This window comes from Microbacterium sp. KR10-403, from assembly GCF_040196215.1.
Taxonomy (GTDB): domain Bacteria; phylum Actinomycetota; class Actinomycetes; order Actinomycetales; family Microbacteriaceae; genus Microbacterium.
Genome location: NZ_JBEGDC010000003.1, coordinates 126,046 through 143,013, shown reverse-complemented (window position 1 = coordinate 143,013; position 16,968 = coordinate 126,046). Strand labels below are relative to the sequence as shown.

Genomic DNA, 16,968 nt, shown 5'->3' with positions numbered 1-16,968 from the left:
GCCCGCCGTGTACTCGCTCCTCCTCGCGATCATCTACCTCGCGTTCATCAGCCTGGGCCTGCCCGACTCGCTGTTGGGCGCCGGATGGCCGGTCATGCAGCGCGACCTCGGCGTGCCCGTCGGCTTCGCCGGCATCCTGACGATGATCATCGCCGCAGGCACCGTGCTCTCCAGCCTCGCCTCCGAGCGCCTCACCCGCCGGTTCGGCGCGGGTCTGGTCACCGCGGTCAGCGTCGGCATGACCGCGGCGGCTCTGGTGGGGTTCTCGGTCTCGGGACAGTTCTGGATGCTGTGCCTCTGGGCCATCCCGTACGGGTTGGGCGCGGGAGCGGTGGATGCCGCACTCAACAACTACGTCGCGCTGCACTACGCCGCGCGGCACATGAACTGGTTGCACAGCTTCTGGGGCGTCGGCGCCTCGATCAGCCCGTTCATCATGAGCCACGCGATCAGCGCCGGCCTGGGGTGGTCGGGCGCGTACCTCACGGTGGGCGTGATCCAGGCCGCGCTCACCTTCGCGCTGCTGGTCAGCCTGCCGCTGTGGGGCAGGGTGCACGCTGCCCGCAGTGTGAAGAACGAGCCGGATCAGGATGCCGCGGCCGACCACTCCGGCGAGACTCGGTCGCACGTCTCCTTGGCCCAGGCGCTGCGGATACCGGGTGTCACCCTCATCCTCGCGGCGTTCTTCGCATACTGCGCACTGGAGAGCACGGCGATCCTGTGGGCGTCGACGTACCTGGTCGACGCGCGCGGCGTCGCCCCGGCGACGGCCGCCGCGTTCGCCTCGCTCTTCCTCCTGGGCATCACGGCGGGCCGCTTCCTCGCCGGCTTCGTGGCCGATCGCATCGGCGACCGACTGCTCATCCGCGGAGGGTTCGTGGCCATCGGGGCAGGTGTGGTCATGCTCGCCCTCCCGCTGCCGACGAACGTCGTCGCGCTCGCCGGACTTGTGGTGGCGGGCCTCGGCGCGGCTCCGATCTACCCGGCGATCATCCATTCCACCCCGGTCAACTTCGGTCGTCGCAACTCGCAGGCCATCATCGGCATCCAGATGGCCGCGGCCTACGCGGGTTCGACGCTCGCGCCGCCTGCGTTCGGTGCGATCTCGGGATGGACGGGTCTCTGGATCCTCCCGCTCACGCTGCTTCTCCTGGTCGCGCTGGGCCTGGTGATGTCCGAGCGGCTCAACCGGCTCGTCGAGCGCTCGCGATAAGCGGCGCCCCTCGCGACGTCGGAGGTGCACGGTAGCGTGGCTGGTCCGCGCCCCGGCACAGGAGAGGACCGCCGACCATGACCTGGCCCATCGGCTACATCATCACCGTGGTGATCGTGGGGTGGTGCACGTTCTTCGCGGTCGTGGCGCCCCGCCGCCCGAATCTGCTCGCGAAGATGAGCTGGTTCTTCGGCATGGTGGTGAACGAGCTGCCGTTCCTCGCGATCCTCTTCCTCCTCGCGGCCACGGCGCTCGCCGCCGCCGAAGGCGACCTTGCCTCGCCCGCGGGCCGGATCACCGGCGCCGTTGCGCTTCTGGTCATCGTGGGGCTCGTCGTCGCGGCCTGGCGCGGAGTGCTCAGCGATCGTGCCGTGCGGGCGGCGCTCGAGCGGCACTGGGGCCCGCAATGGCGGCAACAGGTGCACGCGCCGCTGCGCAGGCATCGTCCATGGTTGCGCATCATTCTGCTGCCGTTCGTGCGGTCACGGGCCGATGTCGAGCGGATCTCGAACATCAGCTACGGCGATGCCGGGCGCCAGAACCTGCTCGACGTCTATCGCCGACGCGATGCGCCGCAGAACGCGCCGGTGCTGATCTACTTCCATGGCGGCGGATTCACGTCGGGCAAGAAGAGCCGCGAGGCCCGCCCGCTCCTGACCTGGCTCGCCCACCGGGGATGGGTGTGCATCAGCGCCAACTACCGGCTGCGCCCCGAAGCGAGCTTTCCCGACCACCAGATCGACGGCAAGAAGGTCATCGCGTGGGTCCGTGAGCACGGCGCGACCTATGGTGCCGATCTGTCGCGGCTGTTCGTCGCCGGCAGCTCGGCGGGTGCGAACATCGCGGGCGTGTGCGCGTTCACTCCCAACGATCCGATGTTCCAGCCCGGCTTCGAGTCCGTCGACACGACCGTGACCGGGGCCGTCCTCCTCTACGGCTATTACGGGCACTACTTCGGCGCGCCGCCGGCGCAGACGTCACCGCTTCAGCCGCAGGGGTATCTGCGCACGGGCGCCCCGCCGGTCTTCATCGCACACGGCACGAGCGACGGCTGGGGCACGGTCGAAGGCGCGCGCGACTTCGCCGCCCGACTCGAAGAAGCGGGTGGCACCGTCGTCTACGCCGAGCTTCCGGGCGGTCAGCACTCCTTCGACGTCTTCCACTCGGCCCGTTTCGAGGCGGTCGTCGACGGGGTCGATGCGTTCACCGCGCGGGTGCTCGCCGATCGTTGACCAGAAGGTCGCGCGCGGTCAGCGCGGTAGCTCCACCACCTGCCCGGCATACGCGAAGCCGCCGCCGAACCCGAACAGCATCGCCTTCGCGCCGCGGGGCAGCTCGCCGCGGTGCCACGCCTTCGAGAGACCGAGCGGCACCGAGGCGGCCGACGTGTTGCCCGACACCTCGACGTCGTGGATCACGATCTGGCGGTCGGTGACGCCGAGGGACCGGGCGAGCGGCTCGATGATCCGCAGGTTCGCCTGATGGAATGCGAACACGTCGATCTCCTCCCGCGTGACCCCCGCGACCTCGAGCACGCGCTCGGCGATGCCCGTGGCATCCTTCAATGCCCACCGCAGGATCTGCCGCCCGTCCTGGGAGAACCGCTGCGGATCGCCGCTCACCTTCACCGCCTCGGTCAGCCCGGGCACCGTGCCCCACACCACGGGGGAGATGCCCGACTCATCCGCGGCCCCGATGACCACAGCCCCGGCGCCGTCGGCCGTCAGCACGCACGTCGACCGGTCGGTCCAGTCGGTGATGGCGCTGAGCGTCTCTGAGCCGATGACGAGCGCCGTGTCGGCGGAACCCGCGCGAACGGCCTGATCTGCCACGCCCAGCGCGTACTCGAAGCCCGAGCACGCCGTGTTCACGTCGATCGCGGCGGCCCCGTCCAGTCCCAGCTCGGCGACCACGCGGCCGGCGGTGTTCGGGCTGCGATCGGTGGCGGTGGTGGATGCCACGATCACGAGGTCCACGGATGACACAGCCGCGTCATCCAGCGCCGCGCGTCCGGCCGCCGCCGCCATCGAGGCCACGCTGTCGTCGGGTCCGGCGATGTGCCGCTCGCGGATGCCGGTGCGCTCCCTGATCCACTCGTCACTGGTCTCGACCATGGTCGCCAACTCGTCGTTGGTCAGCACACGCTCGGGCTGGAAGTGGCCGAAACCGAGAAGACGCGATCCGCGACGCTGAAGATCCTTCATGGGCCACACGCTACTGCGCCGTTCATGCCCGCGGGGGCATCTGCGAAACGCGCGCCGCATAGGCTCGTCCCATGCCCCCTGCACCGCCCGCTCTCCGCCGTGCCCGCGTCGGGGTGGCGATGCTGTTCCTGACCAACGGCGCACTGTACGCGAACATCCTGCCGCGGTACCCCGAGATCAAGTCGGCCTTGGGGATGGATGCCACCTCCTACGGCCTCGCCGTCGCCGCTTTCCCTGCGGGCGCGATCACCGCGGGCCTCGCCGCCGCAGCGCTGATCCGCCGGTTCGGTTCGGCGCACGTCGCCGTCATCGGCACAGTGATCACCAGTGTGTGTCTGCTGAGCGCGGGCATCGCGCCGAGCGCCGTCCTGTTCGCCCTCGCCCTCTTCGTCGGCGGTGCGGCCGACGCGATCACCGACGTCGGTCAGAACGCGCACAGCCTGCGCGTGCAGCGCGGATATGGCCGCTCGATCATCAACTCGTTCCACGCCATCTGGTCGGTGGGCGCCGTCATCGGCGGTTCGATGGCGGCCGGCGCCATCGCGCTGCACGTGCCGCTCGGCATCCACCTCTCGATCTCGGCGCTGGTCTTCTGCGTCGTCGCCCTCGTCGCGCACCGGCTGTGCCTTCCGGGTCGTGATGAGGCGGGGGATGCCGCGGCCCCGGTCACGAGCGACCAGACACAGGCCCGCCGCATCCCGATCACCACGATCGCCGTCATCGCCGCCCTCACGCTGATCGCGATCGCCGGCGCCGTGGTCGAAGACGCAGGAATGTCGTGGGCGACGCTGTATCTCTCGACCTCGCTCGCGGCTCCTGCCGCGCTCGCCGCCACCGGCTACATCGCCCTCGTCGGCGCGCAGTTCGTCGGGCGTATGATCGGCGATCGCTTCGTCGACCGGTTCGGCCAGCGCGCGGTCGCACGCGTGGGCGGCCTGCTCATCGCGGTCGGCATGGGGCAGGCGCTGGCGTTCCCGACGGTTCCCGGCACGATCATCGGCTTCGCGATCGCGGGGTTCGGCACGGCCACCCTGATCCCCGCGGCGCTGCAGGCGGCCGACACGCTGCCTGGACTGCGGCACGGCGCAGGCCTCACGATGCTGTCGTGGCTGCTGCGACTGGGGTTCCTGCTCTCGCCGCCCTTCGTCGGCCTCATCGCCGACCACGCGGGTCTGCGCGTGGGCCTGCTCGTCGTGCCGATCGCCGGCGTCGTCGCGATCGCGTTCGCGGGCGTGCTGACGGGGCGCCCGCAGCGTCGGTGACCGGCGGGCTCAGAATCCGCTCACTCCGAGCGCTTCCAGCCGCTCACGGCCGCGCTCGGTGACCACCAGTGCCCGGTCGTCGCGGCGGCGGCGCAGCCAGTCGTCGTCGAGCATCCCGTCCAGCAGGCTCTTGCCGAGCCTCCCGGCAAGGTGCGGTACTCGTTCGGTCCAGTCCGAGCAGGGGCGCACGGCGGGGCGGGGTGACCGCGTCCATGAGAGCCGCAGTCCCAGCGCGTCGGAGATCTCGTCGACGTCTTCGTCGTGCGGCAGCGCCCACCCGCCGTCGCGCTCGACGAACCAGCCTCGCTCTCGCGCGATGTCGGTGACGGCGACGCCGACGCGGCCGGCGAGGTGGTCGTAGCACGAGCGTGCCTCGCGCATCAGCGCGCGGCGGTGAAAGCCCGACAGCGAGCTGACCCGTGCCTCGTCCGACAGCTGCAGCAGCGCCTCGATCGCGGCGGCCACCGCGGGATCGGCGATGCGCACGAGCCGGCGCCGACCGTCGGGCTCGATGTCGACGAGGCCGGCATCGTGCAGTCGCGTCAGATGCGCGCTGACGGTTGACGGCGCGAGGTCGAGCCGCGCCGCGAGTGCACCCGCGGGCAGGGCGGGCCCGCCCAGAAGCTCCTGCAGAATGCGCAGCCGCGCCGGCTCGCCGACGACGCGACCGAGCTCGTCGAGCGGCAGACGCGGCGTTCCGCTCATGCCAGCGCCTCCCTCGCCGCGGGCGGGTCGTCGACGACGAGCACCTTGCGGTTGTCGTGGTCGGTGTACTGCGCGATCAGTGTCACCCCGGCGGCGGCGAGGCGGTCCATCATCCGGCCCAGCGCGCCCGGCACGTCCGCGTCCAGCGGTACGACGACCGCCTCGCGCACGTCGACGTCGGTGATCCCAGCGCCCCTCAGCGCGCGCCGGGCAGCCTCACCGTCGGCGACGAGATAGTGGGCGACACCCGCCCACAGCCCACCGCCCTCGAGCGAGACACCCGCTTCTCCCAGCACACGTCCAAGACGGGAGAGGGATGCCGCATCCGCCACAGCGACCGTGATGTCGTTCACGCCGCCACCTCGATGCTCGCGTCGAGCTGCACATCGGCGGTGAGCGTGTTGGCGATGTAGCACTGCTCGTGTGCGCGCTCGAGCAATGCGCGTGCGGTCCCTTCGTCGGTTCCGCGCACGGTGATCGTGGGCCGCAGGGTGATCTCGGTGATCCGCGTGGGGCCATCGCCCTGAGGCATGACGGCGTGTGCGGAATCCTCGTAGCGGATCACGTCCACTCTCTCGAGCGCCGCCAGCGCGAGGAACGACAGCAGCTGGCATGAGCTCGCGGCGGCCAGCAGCAGCTGCTCGGGGTTCGGCAGCGACGGGTCGCCGCGGAACGGGGCGTCGGCACTGAGAGTCATCGGCGTGGCTCCTACCGTCACCGCGTGGGCACGGTCATAAGCGCGATAGCCCGCTGCGGTGCTGCCGGTCCATTCGAGGGACGTCTCGTAGTCATGCGTTGCCATGCCCCCATCCTGACCCCGGAACGCTTCGGTGGCCGTCGAAACGTGGACGAGCGGCATCCCGTCCGTTCTCACCGTGTCGATTTCGCGCGGTTCCGCCGGCACCGCCCTATCCTGTTCCCAGGAGGGGGACGCGATGGTCTCTGAGGTGCAGGCGAGCGGCGAAACGCTCATCGCATCGGTGCAGCGCGCGCTGCGGCTGGTCGACATCGTCGCGAACGCGCCCCGCCCGGTGACGCCGAAGGCCCTCGCTCACGCCTCTGGTCTGACACTGGGCACGACCTACAACCTCGTGCGCACGCTGCTGCGCGAGGAGTATCTGTCCGCCGAGCCCGATGGACTGGTGCTGGGATCCCGGTTTCCCGCGATCAGCAACGTCAGCGCGTCGGGTGTGTTCCTCGCGCGCGTGCGTGAATCGCTGCACGACGTCGCCGACGGGGTGGGCGCCACCGCGTACCTGTCGCGGTACGCGGACGGCGAAGTCAACCTCGTCGACATCCTCGACGCCGAGTCGAGCCCCCGTGTGGAGCTGTGGGTGGGGCTGCACTCGAGTGCTCACGCGACGGCGCTCGGCAAGCAGATCCTCGCCGAGCTCTCGCCCGAGGAACGCCGCGACTATCTGTCGCGTCACGCCCTCGAAGAGCTCACCCCGTACACGATCCGCGACCGGCGCCTGCTGCTCCAGCAGCTCGAGCGTCCGGCTCCGGCGGTGCGCGATGAGCAGGAGTACGCGATCGGCTACACCTGCCTGGCGGTGCCCGTGCGTGCGCCGGGGGTGACGGCATCCCTCGCCGTCTCCCTCCCGACCGACGGGCCAACGCCCGACACGGCCGCGATCGCCGGCCAGCTGCGGGCGATCGCGAATCGACTGTCGCTGCGTCTGGGCGCCGAGAGCCTCGGCGGGCAGCTCTAGCGATTCACCATCTGAAATCCTGCGGGTGTCACCGCGGCGAGCAGCGTCATAGCGTGGTGGTACACCGTCGGTGAACTGTCCGTCGGGCGACAGGATGCGACCGGCATCCCCAGTGCACAGCATTCCGTCGCCCATCGGTTCGGGCAGACGGCGCCCGGGGGGTCGCCGTCACCGAGGTCTGTCCGCACGAGGCGCCGGATCGGAGTCCCCAGCTCCGCCGGCGCCTCGAGCACATCTGCGCGTGCTCGGCCAGGATGGGAGCATGACCCTTCCCGACCTTCCCGACACGACCGCCCTCATCGTCATCGACATGCAGCAGGGGTTCACCGACCCGTCGTGGGGCGATCCCGCCGACCTCGACGGATGCCGCGCCCACGTGCGTGAACTGGTCGATGCCTTCGAGAGCGCCGGGCGGCCCGTCGTCGTCGTGCGGCACGACAGCGACAAGCCGACATCGCCGTTGCGGCGGAATGCCGCGGGCAACGCGTTCTTCGACGAGATCGCCGCGATCGACCCGGCCGTGCTCGTCACGAAGTCGGTCAACTCGGCATTCCTCGGCAGCCCCGACCTGGGCGCCTGGCTGCGCGAGCGCGGGCTCGACACCATCGTGCTGTGCGGCATCCAGACCAATATGTGCGTGGAGACCACCGCGCGCATGGGCGGCAACCTCGGCTATCGGGTGGTGGTCGCGCTCGACGCCACGACGACGTTCCCGCTGGCCGGTGCCGGCGAGGCGGCCGATGCCGAGACACTCATCCGCATCACGGCGGTGAACCTGGCCGGGGGCGGCTTCGCCGAGGTCACGACGACCGCCGAGACCATCGCGGCTTGCACTCGTGGGCAGCATTCATGACGGCGCGCCCCTGGACCGATGCGCCCGCCGACGCCGATGTGCGTCTGGTCGTCTGCGACATGGACGGGACGCTGCTGGATGCCGCGGGCGACGTGCCTGCGGAGTTCTGGCCGCTCCTGCAACAGCTGCACGAGCGCGGCATTGACTTCGCCCCGGCAAGCGGGCGTCAGTACGCGACGCTCGCGAGGATGTTCCCGGGCGCCGACACGTACATCGCCGAGAACGGGACGATCGTCGTGCACGAGGGCCGGGTCGTGTCGACGATCGACATCGACCGGCCGACGGTCGATCGGGTCATCGACGCCGCGCGCACGACCGATCACGACCTGGGCCTGGTGGTCTGCGGCCGTGACAGCGCGTACATCGAGCGCACCGACGAGGCGTTCGTCGAGCAGGTCGAGAAGTACTACGTCGCCCTGCAGGTATTCGACGACCTGCACACGGTCGACGACGAGGTGCTCAAGCTGGCGATCTACACGTTCGATGACGCCGCCGTCGTCGCGCCCGAGGTGTTCGCGCCGTTCGAGGCCGACCATCAGGTCGTGGTCTCGAACACGAACTGGGTCGATGTCATGAGCACGGAGGCCAACAAGGGCCGCGCGGTGCGTGCGATGCAGGAGGCGTTCGGCATCTCATCGGCGCAGACCGCGGTGTTCGGTGACTACCTCAACGATCTCGAGATGCTCGGCGAGGGCGACCTGTCGTTCGCGATGGCCAACGCCCACCCCGACATCCGCGCGGCGGCGCGGTACCTCGCCCCCTCCAATGAGGACGGGGGAGTGCTCACGGTGCTGCGGCGCCTGCTGGCGCTGTGATCAGTCGTCGCCCTCGTCGTCGACGAAGGCGAGGGTGATCGTCAGGGCGCTGCCGACGGTGGCGCGCAGTAGCTCGGGCACCTCGAGCCTGCCGTTCTCGGTGCGCCGCAGCATCCCGACCTGTTCCATGCCCTCGAGAGTCTGTCGGGTGCGCGGCGTGGGGTCTGTGGGGGAATCGGACACATCGGAGCCGATCGCGCGCGCCAGCGCCGCGAACGCGTCGCCGGCTCGCGCCGCATCGGGGATGGGCTGCCCGCTGGCCAGGTCGGCGAGGATGAGGTGCGAGATGAACGAGACGGCGATCGTCTCGAGGAGTTTGAGCGAGGCCGCCTGGGCCGACCAATCGGCGCCAGTGTCTCCGGGGACGACGCGCTCGCCGCCGACGTCGATCACCGCGCCGTCTTCCAGCGACGCCCACCAGGCGCCCAGAGCCGGCAGATTCGACACCGAGTGCACGCGTGGTGCCGAGGGGATGCCGAGGATCACCGCGACGTCGGGAACATCGGCGCGTCGCAGGCTCCCGCGGACCGTCGTCGCCCGCCCGTCACCGAGCCATTCGAGGAACGCGGGGATCGCCGCGATCACGCGCGTCGCTGCCAGCGCCGCGATCCGCTCGGCGTCCGGCAGCGCCCGCGACGCCTCGAACGCCTCGGCGATCGACTCCACGACGGGGTGCTCGTCGCCGAGCTGCTGGAGGATCTGCTGCGCTTCTTCCCACGGCGCGGTGTCGTCGAGGGTGTCGAGCCGGAAGGCGACGTAGTCGTCGAGCGCCAGCAGCGCGCTGTCGGTCAGCTCGGTGCCGGCATGCTCTTCGGCGTTCAGGATGAGGTCGATGATCGGGTCGATCCCGCTCGCCGCGAGCGGGTCGATGTCGTGCGAGCGCGCGAGCATCAGAAGCTGCTGGAACATGCCGGCCTCGAGCTCGGGTGTCGGCGCCGCGATCTCGTCCTGTACCTGCAGCCACGCCGCGAACTCCGCCAGCACCGCACGGTCGGCGGCGCGCAGACCCGTGCCGCGGAACGACGCCGGCGTCGCCGGGCGCCGCGTGCGCGGCGGAAGGGAGGCGCGTGCCGCATCATCGATGAGAAGGTCGGCAGCGGCATCCACCACCGCCGTTCCGCTCTGCGCGGCAATGGCCTGCACCGCACCGGCGACCGCGAGTGCGGTCCCCTCGAGCACCGTGAAGCCGCGGTGCCGGCGGATGAGCCCGTCGGTCGCGGCGAACGCGCGGCCCTTGCGGGCGACGGCGAGAATGTCGGTGGCGGCGCTCCGCCCGGGCGTGGTCCACCGCGGCGCACGGACGGCGGGCATCGCCGGCTGCCGCTCGGTGAACCACGTGTCGAGCAGGCCGAGTCCGACGCCGATGACGTGTGCGACGGCGGCCTGGTCGTCGCGCTCAGGATCGGGCTCGATCGCGGCGATGAGGTCGTGCGCGACGTCGTCGCGACCGTCGGCGACGGCTTCGGCGATCTCGCGCAACACCGCCAGCGCCTGGTCGCGGACGACGCCCACGCCCGTCATCAGCTCGAGGTCCACGCCCGCGGCGGCCATCGCGGCGGCGAGTTCGGGGTCGTCGAAGGGAGAGCCGGGCATGTCACCAGCGTAGGCGTGCGGGTTCGTCTCTCGCCCGCGGGCCCTCGGTTTGCGACACTTGCCCTATGCGACTCCTCGTCCTCGGCGGCACGGGATGGCTCGGCGGCACCGTCGCGGCACAGGCCGTGGCGTCCGGTCATGACGTCACCTGCGTCGCCCGCGGCGAGCACGCCCCGGTCGGCGCGACGCTCGTCCGCACCGACCGCGAGCTCGACGACGCGCTCGCGGGGCCGGCGACCGAGCACTGGGACGCCGTGGTGGATGTCGCGACCCAGCCCGTGTACGTGCGCCGAGCGGTGCGCGACCTCGCACCCGTGGCGACGAAGTACATCCACGTCTCGTCGGTGAGCGCCTACGCCGACCAGGCCGAGAGCGGGGCGGACGAGACGGCGCCCCTGTTCACCCCGCTGACCGCGGATGCCATGCGCACCATGGTGGACTACGGTCCGGCCAAGGCCGCGTGCGAGCAGGCGGTGCGCGCGGCGTTCCCCGGCGACCGCCACGCCATCGTGCGCCCCGGACTCATCGGCGGGCCCGGCGATCGCACCGGGCGCACGACGTACTGGCCGCGACGGTTCGCGCATCCGTCGAATCCGCGCGGTCGGGTGCTGGTCCCGGATGCCGCGGAGCAGCCGACGGCGGTCATCGACGTCCGCGACCTCGCCGGGTTCATCCTCGCTCTCGCCGCGGGCGACGGATCCGGGGCCTTCAACGTGCTCGGCGCGCCGCTGAACTTCGGCGAGCACGTCGCCGTCGCCCGGCGCGTCGCGGCGCACGCCGGCACGCTGGCGCCGGCCGCGGCGGAGTGGCTGCATCGCCATGACGTCGCGGAGTGGATGGGGCCGCGCTCGCTGCCGCTCTGGCTCACGGGGCCCGAGGCGCACGGGATGAACACCCGCTCATGCGCCCGGGCGCTCGCGGCCGGACTCGATCGTCGCCCGCTGGCCGAGACCCTCGCCGATGTGCTCGCTGCAGACGGCCGCACCGTCGAGGGCGCCGGACTCACCGACGACGAGGAACGCGAGCTGCTGGTCGCGCTCGACACCGAAGCCGGCCCACCCCGGCGCTAGTGTTGATCGGTGACGACCGAGCAGGAGAAGACCGAGGAGTACATCCCCGACCCGCGCCGCTGGCAGGTGCTCTCGGTCCTGGTCGTCGTGCTGTTCATGTCGCTCATGAGCGTGAGCAGCATCAACGTCGCACTGCCGACGATCCAGCAGAGCCTGCACGCCACCCAGTCCGAGCTGCAGTGGGTGCTCTCCGGCTACGCGCTGACGTTCGGCATCGGGCTGGTCGCCGCCGGCCGCGCGGGCGACATCTACGGCCGCGGCCCGCTGTTCATCGCCGGCACGGCGATCTTCACGGCGTGCTCGATCTGGGCGGGCCTGGCCACCGACCCGCTGCACCTGAACATCGCGCGCGCGGTCATGGGCATCGGCTCGGGGCTGATCAGCCCGCAGGCGGTCGGCATGATCCAGCAGTACTTCCGCGGCGCCGAGCGCGGCCGCGCGTTCGGGATCTTCGGCAGCGTCGTGGGCGTCTCGGTGTCGATCGGGCCGCTGCTGGGCGGGCTGCTCATCCAGGCGGGTGGGGCGGATGCCGGGTGGCGCTGGACCTTCTTCGTGAACGTGCCGATCGGCATCCTGGCCATCATCGCCGCGTTCATCTGGATTCCCAAGCCGCTCCTGAACCGCAACCGCGAGAAGACGCTCGGCGAGGTGGAACCGGTGCGCGACCTCGACCCGATCGGCTCGGTGCTGCTGGGGCTGGCGGTGCTCGCCGTGATGTTCCCGTTCCTGGAGACCGGCGCGACGCCCCTGGTGTGGATAGCGCTGCCGCTGGGCGTGGTCATCCTTCTGGGGTGGATCTGGTGGGAGAACCGCTACAAGGACGGCGGTCGCGCCCCCATGGTCGACCTGCACATCTTCCGTGTCACGAGCTTCGCGAACGGCACGCTGCTGGTGAGCCTGTACTTCCTGGGGGTGACCAGTGTCTGGGTCATCGTGACCCTGTACATGCAGGAGGGACTGGGGCACAGTGCGCTCGAGGCCGGCTTCGTGAGCCTGCCGAGCTCAGTGCTGTCGGCGTTCGCCGCATTGTGGGCCGGTCGCAGCGTCGCCCGGCTGGGCCGCAAGGTCGTCATCGGCGGCCTGTTCAGTGCGGTGCTGGGCCTGGTGCTGAGCATCCTCGTGGTGTGGCTGCATGCCCAGGGCGTCGCGAGCGAGTGGTGGCTGCTGCTGAGCCTGTCGTTCGTCGGCATCGCGCAGGGCGCCGTCATCAGTCCCAACCAAGCGCTGACGCTCGCCGAGGTGCCGCTGCAGTATGCCGGCAGCTCGGGCGGCATCATGCAGACGGGCCAGCGCGTCGGCACGTCGATGGGCATCGCCATCATCACCGCCGTGGTGTACGCGGTGCTGGCCGTCACCTCCTGGGCGGGGGCGTTCATGGTGGGCTTCCTCGTCATCGTGGTCGTCGTCCTCCTCTCGCTGGGCGTCGCATTCCGCGATCTGCGCCAGCGGCACGGGAACGCCTGGCTGTGACATCCACCCTCGTCCTCCGCGATGAGCCGGCGCGGGATGCCGCGGCCGACCTCGAGTTGTCCGTCGAACTGCTGCGGGCCGTGGCGGCGGGCACGATGCGCGACGAGCGCGTCGTGCGGGTGTACGCGCCGCTGCCGACGGTGGCGATGAGCAGGCGCGAGAGCAGGATGCCGGGCTTCGCGGTCGCCGCCCGGGCCGCGGTCGATCGCGGGTTCGCGCCGGTCATCCGGCCCACCGGCGGACGTGCGGTCGCCTACGACACGTCGTGCATCGTGTTCGACGTCATCGAACGCGAGGCGGGGCTCGGCGATCAGAGCGCGTTCTTCCTGCGCGTCGGCGAGGCGCTGGTCGCGGGCATGCGCCGGCTGGGCGCCGACGCGCGCGTCGGCGAGGTGCCGGGAGAGTACTGCCCGGGCGAGTTCAGCGTCAACGCGCGGGGGACGGTCAAGCTCATCGGCACCTCGCAGCGCGCGGTGCGCGGGGCGCGCTTGCTCTCGGGCATGGTGGCACTCGGCGATGTCGCACACCTGGTCGACGTGCTCGTGGCGGTGAACGCGGCGTTGGGGCTGGAGTGGGATGCCGCGACCTTCGGCACTCTGCGCGACGAGGTGCCGGGCGGCGTGGCCGTCGCGCGTGCCGCCGTCGAAGACGCTCTGATCGGCGCGCTCAGCGAGATGTGATCACGTCGGTGATGAGGTCGAACGTCGCCGTGTCGAAGGCGATGATCCGCACCGCCTGAACGGCGGTCTCGACCGCTCGGATCGTGTCGACGGCCGCGGCTGCGGCATCCCGTTTCGGCCATCCGTACACGCCCGCGCTGATGAGCGGGAAGGCGATGGACTCAGCGCCCAGCTCGTCGGCCACCTCGAGGCTGCGGCGATAGCACGAGACGAGCAGCGCGCGATCGCGCTCGCCGGCGCTGAAGTTCGGCCCGACGGTGTGGACGACCCAGCGAGAGGGCAGATCGCCGGCCGTGGTCCACCCGGCGTCGCCGGTGGCGAGCCCGTTCGGGAAGCGCGCGATGCAGTCCCGTAGAACCGCGGGGCCGCCGGCGCGGTGGATGGCGCCGTCGACGCCTCCGCCGCCGCGCATGGCGTTGTTGGCGGCATTGACGACGGCGTCCACGTGCTGCGCGGTGATGTCGCCCTGCACGGCGATGGGTTCAGGCATCGTTCTCCTCGTCTCCCGGATAGGTGACGGTCGGTCCGTCGACGTGCGCGAATGAGGTCAGGGTCTCCTCGCGTGCCTCGCCTGCGCCGACGATGTCGAGCACGCGCACGCCGCGCACGATCAGCGCGTCGCCGATGAGCGAGCGGTGACAGCGCCAGGGCACGGCTTCGGCGCACATGATCGCGGTGGGGGTCTCGCTCGCGATCTCGAGCAGCTCGTCGACCCCCGCGGCGAAAGCGGGCGTCTGCATGTAGTCCGCGTAGCCGCGGAAGCTCGCGTTGCGCCAGCCGGTGTTGATCGAGTCCTTGCGTGTGTGGCGCAGACCGCCGAGCGCGCTCAGATGTCGGTACGGGATGCCGCGGCCGGCCAGTTCCGGGCCGAAGACGTCCTCGTTGAACTGGGGAGTGTGCCGTGAGCGCGGCACGGTGCGCACGTCGACGACGCCCCGTGCGCCGTGGGCGGTCAGCAGCGTGACGAACTCGTCGACCGTGCGCGTCGAGTGGCCGATCGTCCAGACGGTGAGCTCACCCATGGCCTCGACTCTACGACCGGAAACGGAGCCCGTGCCCGCTGCGCTCGGTAGGATGGCGGTCATGGCAACCGGCATCCGGGCCAGCCGACGAGAAGACGTGCTGCGCCTTCTCGACGAGGCAGACGAGCCGCTCACCGTGGCAGCGCTCGCCGCTCGCCTGGGCACGCACCCCAACACCGTGCGACTGCACCTGGAGAGGCTGGTCGCCGAGGGCCACGTCGAGCGCACCTCCGACGGCCGCGGCATCCCGGGCCGTCCCGCGCAACTGTACCGTCGCGCGTGCAAAGAGCCGGGGGCCGACCCCGGTCGGTATCGGATGCTCGCCGAGATCCTCGTGGACGAGCTCGCCGAGTCGCCGCAGCCGCAGCGCGCGGCGATCGAGGCCGGCCGCCGCTGGGGGCGTCGCGAGGCCGAGCGCGATCCCGCGCGCGAGCCCATCGAGGGGCTTGTGAACCTGCTCGAGCGCGTGGGCTTCCAACCGCGGGCGTGCACCGCCGACGGGCGCGTCGACGTGTGCCGCTGCCCGTTCCTCGAACTCGCGCGCGAGCACCCCGATGTCGTGTGCTCCGTGCACCTCGGACTGATGCAGGGGGCCTTGCAGGCGTGGGGGAGCGACTCGTCGGTCGACACCCTCGAACGCCGCGAGGACCCCGACGTGTGCACCGCGCATCTGGCGGCGCGCACGGCATGAGCGCATCCGACGCCCCGGCGCCGGGCCTGCTGCGACAGGTCGGTCTGCCCTATTTCGTGATCGCCTTCATCGCGCGCATGCCGTTTGCGATGATGGTGGTCGGCGTTCTGACACTCGTCGTGTCGGTGCGCGGATCGCTGTCGCTCGGCGGCCTGAACTCGGCGGCGGTGGGGCTGGGCACGGCGTGCTTCGGGCCGCTGCTGGGTGCGGCATCCGACCGATTCGGCCAGCGCCCCGTGCTGCTGACGGTCGGCATCGCGAATGGGATCGTGCTCGCGGGCTTCGCCTGGCTCGTCTACAGTCCGGCGCCCGACGCCGTGATGCTCATCGGGGCGTTCCTCATCGGCGCGACCGCCCCGCAGGTGGCTCCGCTGTCACGGGCGCGGCTCGTGACGATCATCGGCCTGCGCATCGATCGCGGCCGGTACGAGCGGGTCTTCAACTCGACGATGGCATACGAGTCGGCGGCCGACGAGACCGTGTTCGTCTTCGGGCCGTTCATCGTCGGCATCCTCGCCTCGTTCCTCGCACCCTGGGCGCCGCTGGTGGGTGCCGCACTGCTGACGGTCGTGTTCGTCACGGCGTTCGCCGTGCACCCGACGGCTCCGCCGCCGCAGACGCGGTCGCACGGGATGACGGCGGGTCCGGTGTCCGAGCTGTTCCGCCCGGCGCTGGTGGTCGTGGTCGTCGGCATCCTCGGGGTCGGCTTCTTCTTCGGCGCGATGCTCACCTCGCTCACCGCGTTCATGGACGATCGCGGCGCGGCCGAGCAGGCGGGCCTCCTCTACGGCGTGATGGGGATCGGCTCGGCGTCCCTCGCGCTGGGCGTGGCGTTGTTCCCCGAGCGGTTCACCCGCGGGTGGCGGTGGCTGGTGTTCGGTGCAGTGATCCTCGCGGGATCACTCGCCCTGCCGTTCGTATCGGGCCTCGGCGGCATGGCCGTCGTGCTGGCGATCATGGGCCTCGGCATCGGCCCGACGCTCGTCACCCAGTACAGCATCGGGGCCGAGCGCAGCCCGGTCGGCCGCTCGTCGACCGTCATGGCGATCCTGGGATCGGCGGTCATCGTGGGGCAGTCGCTCAGCTCGGCGGTCACCGGTGAGCTCGCGCAGAGGCTCGGGACCCCGGCGGCACTGATCGCGCCGATCGTCTCGGCGGCGATCGTCGTGGCCGCCGGGGCTGCGAACCTCGTGCTCTCCCGCGATGCTCACGCCTTGGCGCACACCCAGCCGTCGGGGAACGTGCCCGACTCGAGGAACGCCGCGAGCTGATCACGTTGCTGGCCGGTGAGGTCGGCGTCGGCGCGTGGGTAGACCACCGGCTCCTCCTTGCTGTTGTGGTCGTCGAGCAGCGCGAGCAGGCTGCGACAGGCGTCGCGCAGCTCCTCCGGGTCGCGCGGGGCCACCAGCGTGTGCTCGAGTGCGTCCATGCCACGCCACAGCTCGCCGTGCTCGCGTTCCATCACCATGATCGCCATCATGAGCCCGCCGGCCTTCAGCGGGGGGAACAGGAACGTCTCCTCCAGATAGATGTGCCGACGCAGCGCGTGCATGGCGGCTTGGAGCGGAGCGGCGTCGCCGCCGCCGGCATCGAGCCCCGCGAGGTACGTCTCGATGCCGGTGTCGATCTCGTGGTGCTCCGTGGTGAGCGCGTCGGCGAGGACGGTGGCGGCGCTCAT

Annotated in this window: 19 protein-coding genes; 11 read left to right on the top strand and 8 right to left on the bottom strand. The window is 71.0% G+C overall.

Going from position 1 to position 16,968, the window contains the following annotated elements; translation table 11 throughout:
* The first annotated feature begins 7 nt into the window (after window positions 1-7).
* A complete protein-coding gene (locus tag ABMQ42_RS07425) occupies window positions 8-1,213 on the top strand; it encodes an MFS transporter (protein WP_349722259.1) in 1,206 nt (401 codons plus the stop codon).
* Between the two features lie 77 nt (window positions 1,214-1,290).
* The gene (locus ABMQ42_RS07420; protein ID WP_349722257.1) at window positions 1,291-2,445 is read left to right on the top strand and encodes an alpha/beta hydrolase; all 1,155 of its coding nucleotides are present in this window, start codon (window positions 1,291-1,293) and stop codon (window positions 2,443-2,445) included.
* Between the two features lie 18 nt (window positions 2,446-2,463).
* Here the strand turns inward: ABMQ42_RS07420 and ABMQ42_RS07415 are convergent, their stop codons facing one another.
* Window positions 2,464-3,417 carry a beta-ketoacyl-ACP synthase 3 gene (locus ABMQ42_RS07415; protein ID WP_349722255.1) on the bottom strand — a complete coding sequence of 318 codons (954 nt, stop codon included), beginning with the start codon at window positions 3,415-3,417 and terminating at the stop codon, window positions 2,464-2,466.
* 71 nt (window positions 3,418-3,488) lie between these two features.
* On the opposite strand from ABMQ42_RS07415, the gene ABMQ42_RS07410 reads away from it, so the two are divergent.
* Window positions 3,489-4,679, top strand: a complete 1,191-nt coding sequence (locus ABMQ42_RS07410) for an MFS transporter (protein ID WP_349722254.1) — start codon at window positions 3,489-3,491, stop codon at window positions 4,677-4,679.
* A gap of 9 nt (window positions 4,680-4,688) precedes the next feature.
* Here the strand turns inward: ABMQ42_RS07410 and ABMQ42_RS07405 are convergent, their stop codons facing one another.
* The 3 genes from ABMQ42_RS07405 to ABMQ42_RS07395 are packed head-to-tail and all read right to left on the bottom strand — an operon-like array spanning window position 4,689 to window position 6,186.
* Entirely contained in the window at window positions 4,689-5,384 is a 696-nt protein-coding gene (locus ABMQ42_RS07405; protein WP_349722253.1) for an ArsR/SmtB family transcription factor, read from the bottom strand.
* Window positions 5,381-5,737, bottom strand: coding sequence for a hypothetical protein (locus tag ABMQ42_RS07400; RefSeq protein ID WP_349722252.1), 357 nt, complete (start codon window positions 5,735-5,737; stop codon window positions 5,381-5,383). The genes ABMQ42_RS07405 and ABMQ42_RS07400 overlap by 4 nt, the downstream gene beginning before the upstream one ends.
* Window positions 5,734-6,186, bottom strand: coding sequence for an OsmC family protein (locus ABMQ42_RS07395; protein WP_349722251.1), 453 nt, complete (start codon window positions 6,184-6,186; stop codon window positions 5,734-5,736). The genes ABMQ42_RS07400 and ABMQ42_RS07395 overlap by 4 nt, the downstream gene beginning before the upstream one ends.
* A gap of 133 nt (window positions 6,187-6,319) precedes the next feature.
* Here ABMQ42_RS07395 and ABMQ42_RS07390 point away from each other — a divergent pair, with 133 nt between their 5' ends.
* The 3 genes from ABMQ42_RS07390 (at window position 6,320) to ABMQ42_RS07380 (ending at window position 8,764) form a co-directional block, all read left to right on the top strand.
* On the top strand, window positions 6,320-7,096 hold the full coding sequence (locus ABMQ42_RS07390; RefSeq protein ID WP_349722250.1) for an IclR family transcriptional regulator: 777 nt from the start codon (window positions 6,320-6,322) through the stop codon (window positions 7,094-7,096).
* 262 nt (window positions 7,097-7,358) lie between these two features.
* Window positions 7,359-7,949, top strand: a complete 591-nt coding sequence (locus ABMQ42_RS07385) for a cysteine hydrolase family protein (protein ID WP_349722249.1) — start codon at window positions 7,359-7,361, stop codon at window positions 7,947-7,949.
* Window positions 7,946-8,764, top strand: coding sequence for a Cof-type HAD-IIB family hydrolase (locus tag ABMQ42_RS07380; protein WP_349722248.1), 819 nt, complete (start codon window positions 7,946-7,948; stop codon window positions 8,762-8,764). Before ABMQ42_RS07385 ends, ABMQ42_RS07380 begins: the two co-directional genes overlap by 4 nt.
* Here ABMQ42_RS07380 and ABMQ42_RS07375 read toward each other — a convergent pair whose 3' ends face one another.
* Window positions 8,765-10,357 carry a hypothetical protein gene (locus ABMQ42_RS07375; protein WP_349722247.1) on the bottom strand — a complete coding sequence of 531 codons (1,593 nt, stop codon included), beginning with the start codon at window positions 10,355-10,357 and terminating at the stop codon, window positions 8,765-8,767. It lies immediately after the preceding gene.
* A gap of 65 nt (window positions 10,358-10,422) precedes the next feature.
* Between ABMQ42_RS07375 and ABMQ42_RS07370 the strand changes: the two genes are divergently transcribed.
* Genes ABMQ42_RS07370 through ABMQ42_RS07360 form a run of 3 tightly spaced genes read left to right on the top strand, consistent with a single transcriptional unit; the run spans window position 10,423 to window position 13,577 of the window.
* A complete protein-coding gene (locus tag ABMQ42_RS07370) occupies window positions 10,423-11,427 on the top strand; it encodes an NAD-dependent epimerase/dehydratase family protein (protein WP_349722245.1) in 1,005 nt (334 codons plus the stop codon).
* A 9-nt stretch (window positions 11,428-11,436) separates the two neighbouring features.
* Window positions 11,437-12,897 (top strand): MFS transporter, encoded by a 1,461-nt coding sequence (locus tag ABMQ42_RS07365; RefSeq protein WP_349722244.1) that lies wholly within the window; start codon window positions 11,437-11,439, stop codon window positions 12,895-12,897.
* Window positions 12,894-13,577, top strand: a complete 684-nt coding sequence (locus ABMQ42_RS07360; protein WP_349722242.1) for a lipoate--protein ligase family protein — start codon at window positions 12,894-12,896, stop codon at window positions 13,575-13,577. Before ABMQ42_RS07365 ends, ABMQ42_RS07360 begins: the two co-directional genes overlap by 4 nt.
* On the opposite strand, the gene ABMQ42_RS07355 is transcribed toward ABMQ42_RS07360, so the two are convergent.
* The gene (locus ABMQ42_RS07355; protein WP_349722240.1) at window positions 13,564-14,067 is read right to left on the bottom strand and encodes an O-acetyl-ADP-ribose deacetylase; all 504 of its coding nucleotides are present in this window, start codon (window positions 14,065-14,067) and stop codon (window positions 13,564-13,566) included. The genes ABMQ42_RS07360 and ABMQ42_RS07355 overlap by 14 nt on opposite strands.
* Window positions 14,060-14,599, bottom strand: coding sequence for a DUF488 domain-containing protein (locus ABMQ42_RS07350; protein WP_349722239.1), 540 nt, complete (start codon window positions 14,597-14,599; stop codon window positions 14,060-14,062). The genes ABMQ42_RS07355 and ABMQ42_RS07350 overlap by 8 nt, the downstream gene beginning before the upstream one ends.
* Window positions 14,600-14,660: 61 nt before the next feature.
* Between ABMQ42_RS07350 and ABMQ42_RS07345 the strand changes: the two genes are divergently transcribed.
* Window positions 14,661-15,290 carry a helix-turn-helix transcriptional regulator gene (locus ABMQ42_RS07345; RefSeq protein ID WP_349722238.1) on the top strand — a complete coding sequence of 210 codons (630 nt, stop codon included), beginning with the start codon at window positions 14,661-14,663 and terminating at the stop codon, window positions 15,288-15,290.
* Window positions 15,287-16,561, top strand: coding sequence for an MFS transporter (locus ABMQ42_RS07340; RefSeq protein WP_349722237.1), 1,275 nt, complete (start codon window positions 15,287-15,289; stop codon window positions 16,559-16,561). Before ABMQ42_RS07345 ends, ABMQ42_RS07340 begins: the two co-directional genes overlap by 4 nt.
* On the opposite strand, the gene ABMQ42_RS07335 is transcribed toward ABMQ42_RS07340, so the two are convergent.
* Complete coding sequence (locus ABMQ42_RS07335; protein WP_349722236.1) at window positions 16,498-16,968, bottom strand: hemerythrin domain-containing protein; 471 nt, start codon at window positions 16,966-16,968, stop codon at window positions 16,498-16,500. The two genes, ABMQ42_RS07340 and ABMQ42_RS07335, sit on opposite strands and share 64 nt — an antisense overlap.